This is a genomic window from Gemella parahaemolysans (assembly GCF_053758945.1).
Genome location: NZ_JBSMTP010000003.1, coordinates 1 through 17,677 on the forward strand (window position 1 = coordinate 1; position 17,677 = coordinate 17,677).

General features: G+C 34.7%; 33 protein-coding genes. All 33 read right to left on the reverse strand.

All coding sequences use genetic code 11. The annotated features are described in order from the left end of the window. Window positions 1-624: 624 nt before the first annotated feature. Window positions 625-993, reverse strand: coding sequence for a 50S ribosomal protein L17 (gene rplQ / locus ACWOBP_RS02930; RefSeq protein ID WP_003144119.1), 369 nt, complete (start codon window positions 991-993; stop codon window positions 625-627). A 21-nt stretch (window positions 994-1,014) separates the two neighbouring features. After that, window positions 1,015-1,956 carry a DNA-directed RNA polymerase subunit alpha gene (locus ACWOBP_RS02935; protein WP_003144079.1) on the reverse strand — a complete coding sequence of 314 codons (942 nt, stop codon included), beginning with the start codon at window positions 1,954-1,956 and terminating at the stop codon, window positions 1,015-1,017. Between the two features lie 35 nt (window positions 1,957-1,991). Further along, the gene (gene rpsK, locus ACWOBP_RS02940; protein ID WP_003144405.1) at window positions 1,992-2,381 is read right to left on the reverse strand and encodes a 30S ribosomal protein S11; all 390 of its coding nucleotides are present in this window, start codon (window positions 2,379-2,381) and stop codon (window positions 1,992-1,994) included. Between the two features lie 25 nt (window positions 2,382-2,406). Then, window positions 2,407-2,772, reverse strand: a complete 366-nt coding sequence (gene rpsM, locus ACWOBP_RS02945) for a 30S ribosomal protein S13 (protein WP_060914797.1) — start codon at window positions 2,770-2,772, stop codon at window positions 2,407-2,409. Window positions 2,773-2,794: 22 nt separating this feature from the next. Beyond that, window positions 2,795-2,908 carry a 50S ribosomal protein L36 gene (gene rpmJ, locus ACWOBP_RS02950; protein WP_003144208.1) on the reverse strand — a complete coding sequence of 38 codons (114 nt, stop codon included), beginning with the start codon at window positions 2,906-2,908 and terminating at the stop codon, window positions 2,795-2,797. 26 nt (window positions 2,909-2,934) lie between these two features. Further along, window positions 2,935-3,150, reverse strand: coding sequence for a translation initiation factor IF-1 (infA, locus tag ACWOBP_RS02955; RefSeq protein ID WP_003144387.1), 216 nt, complete (start codon window positions 3,148-3,150; stop codon window positions 2,935-2,937). 15 nt (window positions 3,151-3,165) lie between these two features. Further along, window positions 3,166-3,819 carry an adenylate kinase gene (locus ACWOBP_RS02960; protein WP_455337519.1) on the reverse strand — a complete coding sequence of 218 codons (654 nt, stop codon included), beginning with the start codon at window positions 3,817-3,819 and terminating at the stop codon, window positions 3,166-3,168. A gap of 6 nt (window positions 3,820-3,825) precedes the next feature. After that, window positions 3,826-5,130, reverse strand: coding sequence for a preprotein translocase subunit SecY (gene secY / locus ACWOBP_RS02965; RefSeq protein WP_455337396.1), 1,305 nt, complete (start codon window positions 5,128-5,130; stop codon window positions 3,826-3,828). 3 nt (window positions 5,131-5,133) lie between these two features. After that, the gene (gene rplO, locus ACWOBP_RS02970) at window positions 5,134-5,574 is read right to left on the reverse strand and encodes a 50S ribosomal protein L15 (RefSeq protein ID WP_455337397.1); all 441 of its coding nucleotides are present in this window, start codon (window positions 5,572-5,574) and stop codon (window positions 5,134-5,136) included. A gap of 31 nt (window positions 5,575-5,605) precedes the next feature. Further along, a complete protein-coding gene (rpmD, locus tag ACWOBP_RS02975) occupies window positions 5,606-5,782 on the reverse strand; it encodes a 50S ribosomal protein L30 (RefSeq protein WP_003144406.1) in 177 nt (58 codons plus the stop codon). Between the two features lie 16 nt (window positions 5,783-5,798). Next, complete coding sequence (gene rpsE / locus ACWOBP_RS02980) at window positions 5,799-6,296, reverse strand: 30S ribosomal protein S5 (RefSeq protein WP_003144191.1); 498 nt, start codon at window positions 6,294-6,296, stop codon at window positions 5,799-5,801. 19 nt (window positions 6,297-6,315) lie between these two features. Beyond that, window positions 6,316-6,672, reverse strand: a complete 357-nt coding sequence (rplR, locus tag ACWOBP_RS02985) for a 50S ribosomal protein L18 (protein WP_003144424.1) — start codon at window positions 6,670-6,672, stop codon at window positions 6,316-6,318. A 27-nt stretch (window positions 6,673-6,699) separates the two neighbouring features. Further along, window positions 6,700-7,236 (reverse strand): 50S ribosomal protein L6, encoded by a 537-nt coding sequence (rplF, locus tag ACWOBP_RS02990; protein WP_455337398.1) that lies wholly within the window; start codon window positions 7,234-7,236, stop codon window positions 6,700-6,702. Between the two features lie 23 nt (window positions 7,237-7,259). Further along, window positions 7,260-7,655 carry a 30S ribosomal protein S8 gene (gene rpsH, locus ACWOBP_RS02995; RefSeq protein ID WP_455337399.1) on the reverse strand — a complete coding sequence of 132 codons (396 nt, stop codon included), beginning with the start codon at window positions 7,653-7,655 and terminating at the stop codon, window positions 7,260-7,262. 32 nt (window positions 7,656-7,687) lie between these two features. Beyond that, complete coding sequence (gene rpsN, locus ACWOBP_RS03000) at window positions 7,688-7,957, reverse strand: 30S ribosomal protein S14 (RefSeq protein ID WP_003144337.1); 270 nt, start codon at window positions 7,955-7,957, stop codon at window positions 7,688-7,690. Window positions 7,958-7,978: 21 nt separating this feature from the next. Continuing rightward, a complete protein-coding gene (rplE, locus tag ACWOBP_RS03005) occupies window positions 7,979-8,518 on the reverse strand; it encodes a 50S ribosomal protein L5 (protein ID WP_003144426.1) in 540 nt (179 codons plus the stop codon). A gap of 31 nt (window positions 8,519-8,549) precedes the next feature. Continuing rightward, complete coding sequence (gene rplX / locus ACWOBP_RS03010) at window positions 8,550-8,855, reverse strand: 50S ribosomal protein L24 (protein WP_003144415.1); 306 nt, start codon at window positions 8,853-8,855, stop codon at window positions 8,550-8,552. Between the two features lie 36 nt (window positions 8,856-8,891). Continuing rightward, complete coding sequence (rplN, locus tag ACWOBP_RS03015; RefSeq protein ID WP_003144098.1) at window positions 8,892-9,260, reverse strand: 50S ribosomal protein L14; 369 nt, start codon at window positions 9,258-9,260, stop codon at window positions 8,892-8,894. A 39-nt stretch (window positions 9,261-9,299) separates the two neighbouring features. Further along, complete coding sequence (gene rpsQ / locus ACWOBP_RS03020; RefSeq protein WP_003144356.1) at window positions 9,300-9,563, reverse strand: 30S ribosomal protein S17; 264 nt, start codon at window positions 9,561-9,563, stop codon at window positions 9,300-9,302. A 14-nt stretch (window positions 9,564-9,577) separates the two neighbouring features. Next, window positions 9,578-9,787 (reverse strand): 50S ribosomal protein L29, encoded by a 210-nt coding sequence (gene rpmC, locus ACWOBP_RS03025; RefSeq protein ID WP_003144404.1) that lies wholly within the window; start codon window positions 9,785-9,787, stop codon window positions 9,578-9,580. After that, complete coding sequence (gene rplP / locus ACWOBP_RS03030) at window positions 9,787-10,212, reverse strand: 50S ribosomal protein L16 (RefSeq protein WP_003147629.1); 426 nt, start codon at window positions 10,210-10,212, stop codon at window positions 9,787-9,789. The genes rpmC and rplP overlap by 1 nt, the downstream gene beginning before the upstream one ends. A gap of 3 nt (window positions 10,213-10,215) precedes the next feature. Further along, window positions 10,216-10,869, reverse strand: coding sequence for a 30S ribosomal protein S3 (rpsC, locus tag ACWOBP_RS03035; protein ID WP_003144348.1), 654 nt, complete (start codon window positions 10,867-10,869; stop codon window positions 10,216-10,218). 51 nt (window positions 10,870-10,920) lie between these two features. Continuing rightward, on the reverse strand, window positions 10,921-11,256 hold the full coding sequence (gene rplV / locus ACWOBP_RS03040) for a 50S ribosomal protein L22 (RefSeq protein ID WP_003144105.1): 336 nt from the start codon (window positions 11,254-11,256) through the stop codon (window positions 10,921-10,923). A gap of 33 nt (window positions 11,257-11,289) precedes the next feature. Next, on the reverse strand, window positions 11,290-11,568 hold the full coding sequence (rpsS, locus tag ACWOBP_RS03045; protein WP_003144310.1) for a 30S ribosomal protein S19: 279 nt from the start codon (window positions 11,566-11,568) through the stop codon (window positions 11,290-11,292). An 87-nt stretch (window positions 11,569-11,655) separates the two neighbouring features. Further along, window positions 11,656-12,486 (reverse strand): 50S ribosomal protein L2, encoded by an 831-nt coding sequence (rplB, locus tag ACWOBP_RS03050; protein WP_455337400.1) that lies wholly within the window; start codon window positions 12,484-12,486, stop codon window positions 11,656-11,658. Between the two features lie 35 nt (window positions 12,487-12,521). Then, window positions 12,522-12,803 carry a 50S ribosomal protein L23 gene (rplW, locus tag ACWOBP_RS03055; protein WP_003144216.1) on the reverse strand — a complete coding sequence of 94 codons (282 nt, stop codon included), beginning with the start codon at window positions 12,801-12,803 and terminating at the stop codon, window positions 12,522-12,524. Continuing rightward, window positions 12,803-13,426 (reverse strand): 50S ribosomal protein L4, encoded by a 624-nt coding sequence (rplD, locus tag ACWOBP_RS03060; protein WP_003147625.1) that lies wholly within the window; start codon window positions 13,424-13,426, stop codon window positions 12,803-12,805. The genes rplW and rplD overlap by 1 nt, the downstream gene beginning before the upstream one ends. Before the next feature lie 32 nt (window positions 13,427-13,458). Next, on the reverse strand, window positions 13,459-14,121 hold the full coding sequence (rplC, locus tag ACWOBP_RS03065) for a 50S ribosomal protein L3 (RefSeq protein WP_003144195.1): 663 nt from the start codon (window positions 14,119-14,121) through the stop codon (window positions 13,459-13,461). Window positions 14,122-14,140: 19 nt separating this feature from the next. Next, window positions 14,141-14,449 carry a 30S ribosomal protein S10 gene (gene rpsJ / locus ACWOBP_RS03070; RefSeq protein ID WP_003147624.1) on the reverse strand — a complete coding sequence of 103 codons (309 nt, stop codon included), beginning with the start codon at window positions 14,447-14,449 and terminating at the stop codon, window positions 14,141-14,143. A gap of 343 nt (window positions 14,450-14,792) precedes the next feature. Then, window positions 14,793-15,179 carry an OsmC family protein gene (locus tag ACWOBP_RS03075; protein WP_455337401.1) on the reverse strand — a complete coding sequence of 129 codons (387 nt, stop codon included), beginning with the start codon at window positions 15,177-15,179 and terminating at the stop codon, window positions 14,793-14,795. A gap of 78 nt (window positions 15,180-15,257) precedes the next feature. Then, window positions 15,258-15,923, reverse strand: coding sequence for an HAD family hydrolase (locus ACWOBP_RS03080; protein ID WP_455337402.1), 666 nt, complete (start codon window positions 15,921-15,923; stop codon window positions 15,258-15,260). A 174-nt stretch (window positions 15,924-16,097) separates the two neighbouring features. After that, window positions 16,098-16,748, reverse strand: a complete 651-nt coding sequence (locus tag ACWOBP_RS03085; RefSeq protein ID WP_455337403.1) for a nitroreductase family protein — start codon at window positions 16,746-16,748, stop codon at window positions 16,098-16,100. Window positions 16,749-17,002: 254 nt separating this feature from the next. Further along, the gene (locus ACWOBP_RS03090) at window positions 17,003-17,677 is read right to left on the reverse strand and encodes a hypothetical protein (protein WP_455337404.1); all 675 of its coding nucleotides are present in this window, start codon (window positions 17,675-17,677) and stop codon (window positions 17,003-17,005) included.

Genomic DNA, 17,677 nt, shown 5'->3' on the forward strand with positions numbered 1-17,677 from the left:
CCATTCGGTGTTTCTGGATATTCCCCTCTTTCATACATCTCAACACATTTTACTTTAAATTCATAACTATAACGCATAAAAAATACCCCTTTCACTGGATTGTCCAGTAAAAGGGGTACATATCAAATACTCTGTTTAAAAATTTCTGGGTTTCCCCCTTTTTCTTTTGCTTTCTAGTGTACGTCGTACCTCTAAGTTTCTTTTAACATACCACACTTTGCAGTAAATGTATTTCAATCAATTTCACTTCTTGGTATGTCCTTACCTATTTTGCACGTAATGATTTTTACGAATCGAAGATTCTAAAAATCTTAACGCTGCCTCGCAGTCTTGACTAAACTTTTATTTGTCTCTTCGTTCCTCTAAAAGTAAGTCTTCGTTACGTACAACGCAAAAAAAAGACTACCTTGCCTGGTAATCTTTTAAAGTATAATTAGATTTAATTTTTAAAGGGACAAAAGGGTATCCTAGCGAGAAGCTAGGATACGTTAGAGCTAGACGACGTAGCCTTTTCCTACGCATTTCAAGCACTCTTTTGCCAAAAAAATTAGTTTAAATTCTTGTTGTATGTGTTGTTTAGTTGTGTGTGTATGTAGTATGTTATTGTTGTATGAAAAATTTTTATTAAACTAATTCTATAATAGCTGTTTCTGCACCATCACCTTTACGTGGTCCAACACGTAAAATACGAGTGTATCCACCGTTACGGTCAGCATATTTAGGTGCTACTTCTTCAAATAATTTTTTAAGAGCTAATTGACTCTTACCTTCTTCAGTTGCTACTGCAACAGGTTGGATGAATTTAGCTGCATTACGTCTTGCTGCTAGATCACCTTTTTTACCTAATGTAATCATTTTTTCTGCTAATGAACGAACTTCTTTCGCTCTTGTAACAGTTGTTTCAATTCTACCGTGTACTAGTAGAGCAGTTACTAAGTTTCTTAACATCGCTTTACGGTGAGCTGATGTACGTCCTAATTTTCTGTAACCCATTAGTGTGCCTCCTTGTTAGTATTATTCTTCTTTGAATCCTAGTTCTAACTCTTGAAGTTTAATTTTAACTTCTTCTAGAGATTTACGACCTAAGTTTCTTACTTTAATCATTTCTTGTTCTGTTTTGTTAGCTAATTCTTGTACTGTGTTAATTCCTGCACGTTTTAAGCAGTTGTAACTACGTACTGATAAGTCTAATTCTTCAATTGTCATTTCTAACATTTGAACTTTGTTATCTTCTTCTTTAGCTACCAATATTTCAGCAGCTTTTGCTTCTTCTGACATTTCCATAAATAACTCTAAGTGCGAGATTAGAATTTTAGATGCTAATGCTAAAGCGTCGTTAGCTGTAATTGAACCATTAGTAGTAACGTCTAAGATAAGTTTATCAAAGTCAGTGCTTTGTCCTACCCTAGTTTTTTCTACTGTATAGTTAACTTTTGATACTGGTGTGTAAATTGAATCGATTGGAATAACTCCGATTGGTAAGTCACGTTTTTTGTTTCCATCAGCTGGTACAAATCCACGTCCTTTTCCAACGTAAATAATCATTTCAAATTGTCCACCTTCAGATACTGTTGCAATGTGTTGATCAGTATTTACTACTTCGATATCAGAATCGATAGCGATGTCTGCTGCTGTAACAACTGCAGGACCTTTAACACTGATTGAAACTTGTTTTTCTTCTTCAGAATGAACTACAAACGCGATGTTTTTAACGTTCATAATAATTTCAGTAACATCTTCTACAACACCTTTAATTGCTTGGAATTCGTGTTGAACTCCTTCAATATCGATGCTTCTTGCTGCTGCTCCTGGTAATGATGAGATTAACATTCTTCTCAATGAATTACCTAATGTAGTTCCATAACCACGTTCAAGTGGTTCAACTACAAAGCGACCAAATCTTTTATCTGATGATTCTTCAATGATTTGAATTTTTGGTTTTTCTATTGCTAACATTATGTTAAACCTCCTAAATTTTGTCTATGTTATTATTATACACGACGACGTTTAGGTGGGCGACATCCATTGTGAGGAACTGGAGTTACGTCTTTGATTGATGTAACTTCTAATCCAGCAGATTGTAATGCACGAATAGCTGCTTCACGTCCTGCACCTGGACCTTTAACTGTTACATCTACATATTTCATTCCGTGTTCCATAGCTTGTTTAGCTGCTGCTTCACTTGCCATTTGTGCTGCGAATGGAGTAGATTTTCTAGAACCTTTGAATCCTAGTGCTCCTGCACTTGACCATGATACTGCATTACCATGTTCATCTGTAATTGTTACGATTGAGTTGTTGAATGTAGAACGAATGTGTGCAACACCATTTTGTATATTTTTTTTCACACGACGTTTACGTGATTGTTGTTTACGAGCCATAGTTGTGTTTCTCCTCCTATCCTAATTATTTTTTCTTGTTCGCAACTGTTTTCTTAGGACCTTTACGAGTACGAGAGTTGTTCTTAGTGTTTTGCCCTCTTACTGGAAGTCCACGACGGTGACGAATTCCTCTGTAACATCCGATTTCCATTAGACGTTTGATGTTTAATGAAACTTCACGACGTAAGTCACCTTCTGTTTTGTAGTTATCTACGATTTCACGAATTTTATCTAATTGATCTTCTGATAAGTCTTTAACTCTCACATCTTCAGAAACTCCAGCTTCTTTTAAGATTTTTTGAGAAGTTTTTAAACCTATACCATATACATAAGTTAGAGATATAACAACGCGTTTTTCACGTGGAATATCTACTCCTGCTATACGTGCCATTAAGTTTGCACCTCCTAATTAATTATCCTTGTTTTTGTTTATGTTTTGCGTTTTCGCAAATCACTAATACTTTACCACCACGACGAATTACTTTACATTTGTCACAGATTTTTTTTACTGATGGTCTTACTTTCATCGTTATTTCCTCCTTGAGTTTATAACTTACTTGAATCTATAAGTTATTCTACCTTTTGTCAGGTCATACGGACTCATTTCTACTGTAACTTTATCACCTGGTAAAATTCTTATATAATTCATTCTTATTTTTCCAGAAACATGAGCTAAAATAATATGACCATTTTCTAATTCTACTTTAAACATTGCATTCGGCAAGTTTTCTACTACTAAACCTTCTACTTCAATGACATCTTTTGCCATACTTTTCCTCCCTGACTATTTCAGTTTGTCTAATATATTTTGTACGTCTTGGAAAACTACTTTGATGTCTTGGTCACCATTAATATTTTCAACTACTCCTTCTTTTTGACTGTAAAAGTCTAAAAGAGGTTTTGTTTGTTTAATGTTAACTTCTAAGCGATTAGCAACTGTTTCTTCGTTGTCATCACTTCTTTGGTAAAGTTCACCACCATCATTATCACAAACACCTTCTACTTTTGTAGGGTTGAAAATCATGTGATAAGTGTTTCCACATTGTTTACAGATTCTTCTACCTGTTAAACGAGGTAACAGAATAGCTGGATCTACATCGATATTTAGTACTTTATCGATTTTTCTATTAGTTTTTGCTAAAATTTGATCAAGGGCTTCAGCTTGTTCTACTGTTCTTGGAAAACCGTCAAGTAAAAAGCCTTCTTTTGCATCTTCTTGATTCAATCTTTCTTCAACTAATCCTATAGTTACACTGTCAGGAACAAGTTGTCCTTTATCAATATAACTTTTTGCTTCTTTTCCAAGCGGAGTCTCATTTTTAATAGCAGCTCTAAACATATCTCCAGTTGAAATATGCGGAATTGGATAATTCGCTTTAATTTGTTCTGCTTGAGTACCTTTACCCGCTCCTGGTAATCCCATTAAAATAATATTCATCATAATCTATTTACCACCTTTTCGTCCTGTAATAAAACTTCTATAGTTCTTCTCTGTTAATTGAGTATTAAGTTGTTTAACTGTCTCTAGTGCTACACTGACAACAATTATTAAACTTGTACCACCAATTTGTACAGATGCTGGTAATTTAGCAATGCTTGTGAATATTGTTGGAAGAACCGAAACAGCTGCTAGGAATATTGAACCTACAAACGTTAGTCTGTATAAAATACCTGTAATGTATTGTTCAGTTTTTTTACCTGGTCTAACCCCTGGAACAAAACTTCCTTGTTTTCTTAAATTATCAGCCATTTTTTCTGGGTTAACTTGCACCATTACATAGAAGTAACAGAACGCAATAATTAATACTACGTATAATGTTAATCCTAGAACATGACTGAAATCGAAATATGATACAATTTTTTGTAACTTTTCGTTATTAGGTGCGAATATCGCAATAGTTCTAGGTAATTGTAAGAATGCGATAGCGAAGATTACTGGGATAACCCCGGCACTGTTCACTTTAAGAGGCAAGTAAGTTGATCTTGCTCCTAACATTCTACGACCTGCTCTCGCTTGAGAGTATTGAATAGGAATTTTACGAATCGCTTCTTGCATATAAACAACAGCAGCGACAATTCCTATAACAATGATTGCTACAATAACAATTTTTAAAATTGCTAATGTAAGATTTTCAGCATCTTTAATTTGAGATTCATAAACTTGTATGAATTCCATCGGTAAACGAGCGATAATACCCGCTAAGATAATGATAGAAACACCATTACCTACACCATATTGTGATATCTGATCCCCTAGCCATAGTAATAATGCTGTACCAGCAGTTAATACTAAAGCTACTGTAATGAATCCTATAACTGATGTATCTTTAATTAATCCATGGTATGCATTATTAAATCCATAAGACATAATAAGCGATTGGATAAATGCTAAGATAATTGCTAAGACTCTTGTTAATTTTTGTGTTTTCTTTTGACCTACTTCACCTTGTTTTGACCACTCAGTTAATGTAGGAATAACATCCATTTGCATAAGTTGAATTACGATAGATGCTGTAATGTATGGCATAATCCCCATAGCAAATACAGAAAACTGTTGTAAAGCCCCTCCTGCAAATGTATTAAATATTCCGAATAATCCAGATGCATCTTGACTTTTAAGAACATCCGCATCTACTCCGGGTATCGGTAAATAAGAACCGATACGGAATAGGAATATACCAAATAAGGTAAATAAAATTTTATTACGAGTTTCTTTAACTTTAAATAAATTTAGTGATGCACTAAACATATATTATAGCACCTCGCAAACTCCTCCAGCTGCTTCGATAGCTTCTTTTGCTGAAGATGAAAATTTGTGAGCTTGTACAGTTAATTTTTTCTCTAATTTACCGTTAGCTAATACTTTAACACCTGAAAGTCCTTTTTTAATAACTTTAGTTTCTAATAATAGAGCAGGTGATACTACAGTACCATCTTCAAATTTGTTTAAGTCGTTAAGATTTACAACTGCAAATTCTTTTCTGTTTACATTGTTAAATCCACGTTTTGGAATACGTCTGAATAATGGGTTTTGTCCACCTTCAAATCCTGGGCGAACTCCACCTCCACTACGTGCTTTTTGTCCTTTTTGACCACGTCCTGAAGTTTTACCATTTCCTGATCCAATCCCACGACCTACTCTGTTACGCTCTTTACGAGAACCTTCAACTGGTTGTAATTCATGTAATTTCATTTAGACTAGCACCTCCTTGTATTAATAATTCTTATTTTTCTTCTACTGTTACTAAGTGTGAAACTTTGTTGATCATTCCACGAATCGCAGCGTTATCTTTGTGTTCTACTGTTTGGTGCATTTTTTTTAGACCAAGAGCTTCAACAACTTTTCTTTGATTCTTTGGACGACCAATAGTACTACGAGTTAGGGTTACTTTTAATGTCATGTTCTTTTCCCTCCTCTTATCCTAATAATTCTTCCACAGATTTACCACGTAAAGCTGCTACGTGTTCTACTGTTTGTAATCTTGTTAATCCTTCGATTGTAGCACGAACCATGTTAACTGGTGTGTTTGAACCTAGAGATTTTGATAAGATATTTGAAATACCTGATAATTCTAATACGGCACGAACTGGTCCACCAGCGATAACCCCTGTACCAGGTGCAGCTGGTTTAATTAATACTGAACCTGCTCCAAATTGTCCGATGATTTCGTGAGGTATTGTTCCATTAACTACTGGTACAGTAATTAAGTTATGTTTAGCAGCTTCTACTGCTTTTCTGATTGCATCTGGTACTTCTTGAGCTTTACCTGTACCAAATCCTACGCGACCATTTTTGTCACCAACTACTACTAAAGCAGAGAAACGGAAACGACGTCCACCTTTAACAACTTTAGCTACACGGCGAATGGCAACTACGCGTTCTTCAAATTCTTTTTTGATTTCTTCTTGACGCATCTACTTATTTCCCTCCTTATTAGAATACAAGTCCGTTTTCACGTGCTGCTTCAGCTAATGCTTTAACACGTCCGTGATATAGGTATCCTCCACGGTCGAAAACAACTTTTTCAATTCCTTTAGTTTTAGCTACTTCTGCGATTAATTTTCCAACTTCTTTAGCAGCTTCTACACTTGATTTAGAAACGTTCTCAAGTTTTAATGAAGAAGCTTGTGCTAATGTAACACCTTTAGTGTCATCAATAATTTGTGCGTAAATGTTTGTGTTTGAACGGTATACGTTTAAACGTGGAACTTCTGGAGTCCCTTGAACTTTAACACGTACTCTTGCGTGTCTTTTTTTACGAACTTTATTTTTGTCAAGTTTCGTAATCATATTTGAAACACTCCTTTCTGTTATCTATTATTTACCAGTTTTTCCTTCTTTACGGCGAACATATTCACCAACGTAGCGAATACCTTTACCTTTATAAGGTTCTGGAGGACGTACTGCACGAACTTTAGCTGCGTATTGTCCTACTACTTCTTTGTTAATACCTTCGATACTAACTTTAGTGTTTCCTTCAACACCTAATTTAATTCCATCAATTTCTTCGAATTCAACTGGGTGAGAGTATCCAACACTTAGTACTAATTTTTTACCTTGCATTTGAGCACGGTATCCAACCCCGATTAATTCAAGTTCTTTTTTGAATCCAGCAGATACACCTTCAACCATGTTAGCTAAGATAGCACGAGTTGTTCCGTGTACTGTACGGTGACGTTTAGAGTCAGATGGACGTACTACTGTGATTTCACTTCCTTCAATGTTGAAAGTCATGTCTTTATCAAATTGTTGTTTTAATTCACCTTTAGGTCCTTTAACTGTTGCGAAGTTATCAACGATGTTAACTTCAACCCCTGCAGGTACTGTAATAACTTTATTACCTATACGTGACATTTAATTGGCACCTCCTTATAATATTACCAGATGTAAGCTAATACTTCTCCACCTGTGTTATTTTTACGAGCAACTTTGTCAGTTACAACTCCATTTGAAGTTGATACGATTGCTATTCCTAGTCCGTTTAATACTCTTGGCAGTTCATCTGCTTTAGCGTATACACGTAAACCAGGTTTTGAAATTCTTTTAATTCCTTTAATTACTCTTTCACCTTTTGAGTATTTAAGAGTAAGTTTAAGTTTTCCTTGTTTGTTATCTTCGATGTATTCTACATCATTGATGAAACCTTCTTGTTTTAAGATTTCTGCAATTTGCTTTTTAATATTTGACGCAGGTAATTCTAATGTTTCGTGTTTAACCATGTTAGCATTACGAATACGTGTTAGCATATCTGCGATAGGATCTGTCATTGTCATTAGGATAAATCCTCCTTTCTTCTACTAATATATTACCAACTTGCTTTTTTAACTCCAGGAATTTGTCCTTTGTAAGCTAATTCACGGAATTTAATACGGCTGATTCCAAATTTTCCAATGTATCCGTGAGGACGTCCAGTTATGCTACAACGATTGTGTAGACGAGCTGGAGCTGAGTTTTTTGGAAGTTTGCTAAGTCCGATGTAATCACCTTTAGCTTTTAATTCCGCTCTTTTAGCTGCATACTTGTCAACTAATTTTTGGCGTTTTAATTCACGCTCTACCATTGCTTTTTTAGCCATGTGTCTTTTACCTCACCTTTCTTATTTTGCGAATGGCATTCCACATTGTGTTAATAACTCACGAGCTTCTTCATCTGTGTTAGCTGTTGTTACTATAACGATGTCCATACCACGTACTTTACTTACTTTATCGTAATCAATTTCAGGGAAAATTAATTGTTCTTTAACACCTAGTGTGTAGTTACCACGACCATCGAATGCTTTTTTAGAAACACCGTGGAAGTCACGTACACGTGGAAGTGCTACAGTTACTAATTTGTCGAAGAATTCATACATTCTTTCTCCACGTAAAGTAACTTTAGCCCCGATAGGCATACCTTCACGAAGTCTGTAAGTAGCGATTGATTTTTTAGCTCTTGTTACTAATGGTTTTTGACCAGAAATTAAAGCTAATTCTGCTACTGCATTGTCTAGGGCTTTAGAGTTTTGCACAGCATCACCTACACCCATGTTAATTACGATTTTTTCAATTTTTGGTACTTGCATTACACTGCTGTACTCAAATTTTGTCATTAATTCTTTTGTTATCTCAGATTTAAATTTATCTTCTAAACGAGCCATCTAAAATAGTGCCTCCTTTCTTCAACTATTATTATATTTCTTTTCCTGATTTTACTGCGATACGTACTTTCTTACCATCTTTTGTTTCAAAACGTACTCTTGTCGCTTTTCCAGTTTCAGGATCTTGTAACATTACGTTTGATACGTGAATTGCTGCTTCTTTTTCAACGATTCCACCTTGAGGTGCATCTTGAGAATTCTTAACGTGTTTTTTAATGATGTTAACACCTTCTACAACAACACGATCTTTTTTAGGTTGAGCTTCGATTACTGTACCAACTTTACCTTTGTCTTTACCAGTAATTACTACAACTTTATCACCTTTTTTAATGAACATTTCTTGTTAACCTCCTTCTTTACTGTACTTTTTATATTATAATACTTCTGGAGCTAGTGATACGATTTTCATGTAGTTACCGTCTCTTAATTCACGAGCAACTGGTCCGAAAATACGTGTACCACGTGGGCTCTTATCATCACGGATAATTACACAAGCATTTTCATCAAATTTAATATATGAACCGTCATTACGACGAGCTCCTGTTTTTGTACGAACGATTACGGCTTTAACTACTTCACCTTTTTTAACAACTCCACCTGGTGTTGCTTTTTTAACAGAACATACAATTACGTCACCAATGTTAGCAACTTTACGTCCTGAACCACCTAGAACTTTAATTGTTAAAACTTCTTTTGCTCCTGAGTTATCAGCCACTTTTAAGCGTGTTTCTTGTTGAATCATGCGCTTTTTGCCTCCTTCTTAGGGTTTATCCTAGTTTTATTAGATTATAACTGCTTCTTCTACTACTTCTACTAAACGGAAGTTTTTAGTTGCAGATAATGGACGAGTTTCCATTATTTTAACGATATCATTTAATTTAGCAACATTGTTTTCATCATGTGCTTTGAATTTTTTAGAATATTTAACACGTTTACCGTATAGAGGGTGTTTTTTGTAAGTTTCTACTAAAACTGTGATTGTTTTGTCCATTTTATCAGAAACTACTTTTCCAACGTAAACTTTTCTATCATTTCTCTCAGTCATGTTTGCCTCCTATATTATTTATTCGCTAATTCTCTTTCGCGAATAACAGTTTTCATACGAGCGATTGATTTTCTAACTTGACTAATACGAGCTGTATTTTCTAATTGACCAGTTGCCAATTGGAAGCGTAAGTTGAAAAGCTCTTCTTTTAATTCTTTGATTTTTGTTTCTAACTCTTGTGAAGTTAATTCTCTAATCATTGATTTGAATTCATTTGTTTTCATTATGCTTCACCACCTGTTTCTTCACGTTTTACAAATTTACATTTAACAGGTAACTTGTGAGATGCAAGTCTTAGAGCTTCACGTGCAACTTCTTCACTTACTCCAGCAACTTCGAACATCACTCTACCTGGTTTAACGATTGCAACCCATCCTTCTACTGCACCTTTACCAGATCCCATACGTACTTCTAATGGTTTTTTAGTGTAAGGCATGTGAGGGAAGATTTTAATCCAAACTTTACCACCACGTTTCATATAACGAGTCATCGCTATACGAGCAGCTTCTATTTGACGAGAAGTAACTCTTGCTGCAGTAGTAGCTTGTAATCCATATTCACCGAAATCTACTACGTTTCCGCCTTTAGATTTACCTTTTGTTGATTGTCTGTGTTGACGACGATATTTAACACGTTTAGGCATTAACATAAATTAGTTACCTCCTTTTTCAGATTTTCTAGTTGGTAATACTTCACCACGGTTAATCCAAACTTTAACTCCAAGTTTACCATAAGTTGTATCTGCTTCTTCGTGAGCGTAGTCGATGTCTGCTCTTAATGTGTGTAGTGGCACTGAACCTTCTGAGTAGTGTTCTGCACGAGCGATATCTGCTCCACCAAGACGTCCTGATACTTGAGTTTTAATTCCTTTAGCTCCTGCTCTCATAGCTCTTTGGATAGCTTGTTTTTGAGCACGACGGAATGATACACGAGCTTCTAATTGACGAGCAATGTTTTCAGCTACTAATTTAGCGTCGATATCAACTTTTTTGATTTCAACTACATTAATGTGTACTCTTTTTCCAGTTAATTTGTTTAATTCTAATCTTAATTTATCAATTTCAGAACCACCTTTACCGATAACCATACCTGGTTTACCAGTGTGTACTGAAATGTTTACTTTCTTATCAAATCTTTCAATTTCTACTTTAGAAACTGAAGCGTCTTTTAATTGTTTACTGATGAACTCACGGATTTTGAAATCTTCGTGTAAGTTAGCAGCGAAATCTTTTTCCGCATACCATTTTGAATCCCAATCACGAATAACTCCAACACGTAAGCCTATTGGATGTACTTTTTGACCCACAGTTTGTAGCCTCCTTTAACTAGTTTAGCTTTTATAATTTCTTAATTTTTATTATTTGTTGTCACTTAAAACGATAGTGATGTGACTTGTTCTTTTGTTAATTGAACTTGCAGCACCTTTTGCTCTTGGACGGAATCTTTTAAGAGTTGGTCCTTCATTTGCAAATGCTTGTGATACTACTAAGTCTTCTACATTCATTCCATAGTTGTGTTCAGCGTTAGCAGCAGCTGATTTAATAACTTTAGCTACTGGTAAAGAAGCTGATTTAGTTGTGAATTCTAAAATTCCTAATGCTTCGCCCACTTTTTTTCCACGTACTAAGTCTAATACTAGTCTTACTTTACGAGGAGCGATGCGGACTGTCTTAGCGATTGCTTTTGACTCCATGAATGTGCCTCCTTGATTTTACTAATTTCTAAATTATCTTCTTGTTTTTCTGTCGTCTGCAACGTGACCTTTGTAAGTTCTTGTTGGTGCAAACTCACCTAATTTGTGTCCTACCATATCTTCAGTCACATATACAGGTACATGTTTTCTTCCGTCATATACTGCAAAAGTAAGTCCTATGAATGTTGGGAAGATTGTTGAACGACGTGACCAAGTTTTAATTACTTGTTTCTTTTCTTGTTCGTTCATTTTTTCAACTTTTGCTAATAAGTGGTGATCAGCGAATGGTCCTTTTTTTAAACTACGAGCCATTGTGTTATCTCCTTTCCGATACTTTGCATACTTAAGGCTTTGGTAAAGAGCACTTGCTCCTCACCAACTAACCTTTGTTTAATTTTATTATTTAGTTCTAGCACGTACGATAAATTTGTTTGAACGAGCTTTTTTAGAACGAGTTTTCTTACCAAGAGTAGGTTTACCCCATGGTGACATTGGTGATTTACGTCCGATTGAAGTACGTCCTTCACCACCACCGTGTGGGTGATCGTTCGGGTTCATAACAGATCCACGTACAGTTGGTCTTTTACCTAACCAACGAGTTCTACCGGCTTTACCGATATTTACTAGTCCGTGTTGTTCGTTACCAACTTCACCGATTGTAGCACGGCAAGTTGCTAAGATCATTCTTACTTCTCCTGATTTAAGACGTACTAATACGTATTTACCTTCTTTACCAAGTACTTGAGCACTTGCTCCAGCAGAACGTACTAATTGTCCACCTTTACCAGGTTTAAGTTCGATGTTGTGAATTAATGTCCCTACAGGGATGTTTGCTAGTGGTAATGCATTACCAACTTTAATATCAGCAGTTTCACCAGATACGATAATTTGTCCTACTTTAAGTTCTTTAGGAGCGATGATGTATCTTTTTTCTCCATCTACATAGTGTAATAGAGCGATGTTCGCTGAACGGTTTGGATCGTACTCGATAGTAGCAACTTTTGCTGGTACGTTGTCTTTATTTCTCTTGAAGTCAATAATACGGTATTGTTTCTTGTGTCCTCCACCGTGGTGACGAACAGTGATTTTACCTTGGTTATTTCTTCCCGCTTTTTTCGGTAGCGGCGCTAATAATGACTTTTCTGGTTTGTTAGTTGTAATTTCAGCGAAATCTAATGATGTCATGTTACGACGACCGTTAGTTATAGCTTTATATACTTTAATTGCCATTTGTCATTTTTCCTCCTTAATGGTATTTGTTATTCTTAAGCGAATAATCCTTCGATTGTTTGTCCTTCTGCTAACTTAACGATAGCTTTTCTACGTTTGTTAGTGTAACCACCGTATCTTCCAACACGACGGAATTTTGGTTTGTAGTTCATTACGTTTACTTTCTCAACTTTAACTCCGAAGATTTCTTCAATAGCTTGTTTAATTTGAGTTTTGTGAGCGCGTGTGTCTACTAGGAAAGTGTATTTATTTTCTTGCATTAATAAATAACTTTTTTCAGTTAGTACTGGGCGTTTGATAATATCGCGTGCTTCCATTATGCTAATACCTCCCCAACTTTTTCTACTGCATCTTTAGTGAATACAACTTTGTTGCTTCCTAAGATGTCTAATACGTTAAGACCAGTTGTTTCAACGAATTCAACTCCTGGAATATTTCTTCCTGATAAAACAGTATTTTCTTCTAGTTCAGTAACTACGAATAATACTTTTTTCTCTAGGCTAAGGTTTGATAACATTTCTTTAAAGTTTTTAGTTTTAATTGTATCAAATGATAAGCTTTCTAATGCAAATACTTCGTTAGCTGCTACTTTAGAAGATAAAGCAGAACGTAGTGCTAAACGACGCATTTTACGAGGCATTTTGAAGCTGTAGCTACGTGGTGTAGGCCCGAATACAATTCCACCTCCACGCCATTGTGGTGAACGGATAGATCCTTGACGAGCACGACCTGTTCCTTTTTGACGCCATGGTTTGCGACCACCACCTGAAACTTCAGAACGTCCTTTTGTTTTGTGTGTACCTTGACGAAGTGATGCTCTTTGTAAAGTTACAGCTTGGAATAAAACGTGTTGATTTGGTTCGATTCCGAATACTGCTTCACTAGCTTCAACTGCACCAACTTTAGTACCGTCTTGTTTAAATAAATCTAATTGTGGCATTATCTAATTTCCTCCTTCCGTATATTTTCCGATTATTTACCAGATTTAACTGCTGATTGGATTTTTACGAAGCTTTTTTTAGATCCTGGAATACATCCTTTAACTAGGATTAATCCATTTTCTACATCTACGCTTACGATTTCTAAGTTTTGAGTAGTAACTGTAACTCCACCCATTTGACCTGGTAATGCTTTACCTTTGAATACACGGTTAGGTGCTACAGGTCCCATTGACCCAGGACGACGGTGGTAACGAGAACCGTGAGCCATTGGTCCGCGGCTTTGTCCATGACGCTTGATAGCCCCTTGGAATCCTTTACCTTTACTTACTCCTGTTACGTCAACTAAGTCCCCTGCTGCAAAAATATCAACTTGGACTTCTTGACCTACTTCATAATTAGCAACTTCTGCATCTCTGATTTCGCGTACGAAACGTTTTGGAGCAGTGTTAGCTTTATCTGCGTGACCTTGTTCAGGTTTGTTCGCAACTTTTACTAAACGGTCTTTACGCTCTTTGTCGTAAGGACGTTTGTCGTCGAATCCTAATTGGATTGCGTTGTATCCTTCAACTTCTTCTGTTTTCTTTTGTAATACGACGTTACCTTTCGCTTCAACTACTGTTACTGGAATTAATTCTCCATTTTCAGCGAAGATTTGAGTCATACCTACTTTTCTTCCTAAGATACCTTTGGTCATCGAAAGTCACCTCCTATAATTATAATTTTAATTCGATGTCAACACCTGATGGTAAGTTTAAGCTGATTAAAGCGTCAACTGTTTTTTGTGTTGGTTCAATAATATCGATTAGGCGTTTGTGTGTACGTTGTTCGAATTGTTCACGGCTATCTTTGTAAATGTGAACTGAACGTAAGATTGTGTATACTGCTTTTTCCGTTGGTAATGGAATTGGTCCAGAAACTTTTGCTCCAGAACGTTTTGCAGTTTCAACAATTTTCTCTGCACTTTGATCTACTAATCTGTGATCATATCCTTTAAGACGAATACGAATTTTTTGTTTTGCCATCATTTCTCCTCCTATACATTTATTCGCCGCTATCTAGTAGCGACTTCTCCACGAAAGTTCTCCAGCACGCCATGCCATGGCAAAGCGGCCGGGCGTGTCAGTAACCTTTCGCTTCTACGCAAGTCTTTTGCAAGACCAACATTTATTATTATACATGGTTAAAGCATATAATGCAAGAGTTTTGACGAAAAAATTTTAAAAAATTTTATGAATATGTTTTCTATTTTTTATTCTTTTTTCTTTCACCAAAATAATGATTATTATATAGAAGAAAAAAACTTTTTTCTCCTCCGGAAAATAAAAAACTTAGAGCTTTGCACCCTAAGTTTTTCGTTTATTTATTTTATTTTAACGGTAAAATATTATATTGAATTTCTAAATCAGAAGATAATAAATGAGATACTTTACAACGCAGTTTAATATTATCTAGTACACCTTGTCTATCTCCAGCAGCTAGTTGCTCTTCTGTTCTATCTACATGAACATTAGCTACAATTTTTTTATTATCATAGTCCACAACCAACTCAGTTTCAATTACTAAATCTACTAATTCGTATGCTCTGAAGAAATATCCTTTTGCACACATACTTACACATCCATTGTATGCTGTGGCAAATAGATCCATTGGACCATCTTTACTTTCTTCTATAAACATTTTATATTCTCCACCAAGTGGTGTTGTTGCATGTGAAGTAAATCCTTCTTTAATTTTTAAATTAGACGTATACATAACAGTCTCCCTTTGTATATTCGATTTTAAGATTACTCTTAATAATTTTATTATACTCCTCTGATTAGTTTTTGTATACTATTTATTCTCAACAATTTCTTTAATTATTTCAACTAAATCTACATCTTTATATTTATAATCCACTCCTATAAAGTCCATATGTTTTGTAATATCATTTGTTTGTAGGATTAATGTTGCCCCGGATGCTACTGCTCCTAACGCGCCTGGACGTGAGTCTTCTATAGCTATTGAATTACTTATATTCGCACCTAACTTCTTAGCAGCTAGCAAATAAATATCTGGAGCGGGTTTTGGATTTTTTACTTCACCTTTTGTCGCAATAGCAGAAATATATTTCTCAAACCCTTTTCTCTGTAGCCCAGTTTCTATATGCTCTCTCTTTCCGTTTGATGCAACTGCCATTTTAATTCCTTTGTTATACAGATATTCCATAAGTTCTGCAATCCCTGGTAATACTGGAGCATTATGATAATTATCTAGAATACGCTTTGTAATCTCCGCTTCGAATTCATCATAATCTTCACTTGACATACCATATCTTGCTTTATAATATCTTTTACTTGTTTCTTCATTCGTTCCAGAAACATTTTGAATGTAATCCATCTTATCAAGTTTTTGACCTAATACCTCTTTAGTTAGATCTCTCATATTTTCATAGTATACTTTCTCTGTATCTACAATAGTTCCATCAAAATCAAATATTACCGCCTCTAATTTTTTCACTTTATTTCTCCTTTTTTATACATATATTTACTATTTTATAATGTATTTTCTAAAATTCAAAATGATTTGTACGAAAATAGAGTAGCTCAGAAATCAATTTTAACTCTAATCAATTTCATGAAACTACTCTGCATTTATATTTTATGTTGTCATCTTAAATAACACTTCTTACCATTATTCAAATCTTACTAATTTTTCAGCTTTAATTCTTACAGATGGTCTTCCATCTTTTTCTTTTTTACCTAGTGCGATTAACATCACAGGCACTAAGTTTTCCTCTAACTCAAATAATTCAGCTACTTTATCTCTCATAAATCCACCAATAATATTAGTGTCATACCCTTTAGCATAAGCTATATTAGTAAATTGCATCGTCCATAATCCGCAGTCAAAGTAAACACCTTCTCTATTTTTATCAACTGGGATTTTTTCTAATTGAGGAACCATACCTTTTTCAAAGCCATCTTTAACTTCTTGAGTCATATAACCTTTTTCTACAGCTTCACCATATATCTCATCAAACTTATTATAGTAGTTCAAATCTCCTAGTACGATAATCATCGCTGCAGAAGTATCATTTTGAATTTTATTATAGTTAGCACTACCTAACTTCTCTTTTCCTTCCGGAGTGTCTACAACGATATATCTCCAAGGTTGTAAGTTGCAAGATGAAGGAGCAATATTCGCTTCATCTAACATTTCTATAATTTCTTCATGTTTAATTTTAACATCAGTATCAAAATACTTAACTGATTTTCTTCCTTTTATCACTTCAAAAAACTCTGGACTTTTCTTACCTAATAGTACATTAAAAAAGTTTCTCACTTATCTTCTCCTTCTACAAATTTTTTCTTCTTATATTCTCTATATAAAATTACCTTCTGATTTTAAACAACTTGTAAATTATACTATACTTGATAATTTCTATCAACTAATACAACTTGCAATATAAAAATTAAACAAGTAGCTAATAGTATTTCAATCAGCTACTTGCTTTAATCAATAATTTTATATCGTAATGATAATGTGTTCCTTTTACACATAATCGAATTTTCCATTATAAAATTTATCATAATTCTCTATTTCCCTAATAATATATCCAAGATCATCTGTGGTTTAGTTACCATAAGAAGATGATCTGACTCCTCTATTTGCGTATAATTCATCCCTATTAACTTGAAATAAGAAAAAACTGAAACTTTATTAAACACAGTCCTACTTCTTTTTAATAGTTCTAAATTATCTACCCCCGCATACAAAGATAAATAATCATACTCTGTTTGCGAGTTCGGTCTCACCATATATTCACTACCTTCTTTTATGAGTTTTTTAAGAATTAACTCCACTAAAAACTCATCCCTCATCTCTTCTACACTAAGTGTCTTTGATAGATATTCTTCTTTACTAGTGAACTTTATCTCTGGTTCAAAATATGTTTTTAACACCGATTCAGGAGGTATAGGTTCTAAGCCCTCAATGATAATTAAATTAACACCATCGAGGTATTCACTAAAAATCTCTAAACCATTAAGTAAAACGACCGTACCATAAGAAGCAGTTACAATATAACCTCCTCTTTTTACTTGTGTCATTTTATTTAAAAGTACCTGCTCAATTTCTTTTTTTGATATAGATTTAAAACTCTCTTCGGTAAATTCAATAAAATCAAAGGTTTGGTCTGGCATATTTTCTAAGACTCTCGCCCAAATATATCTATCCCAACCTAGTGGATTAATAAACAAGATATCTGTCAT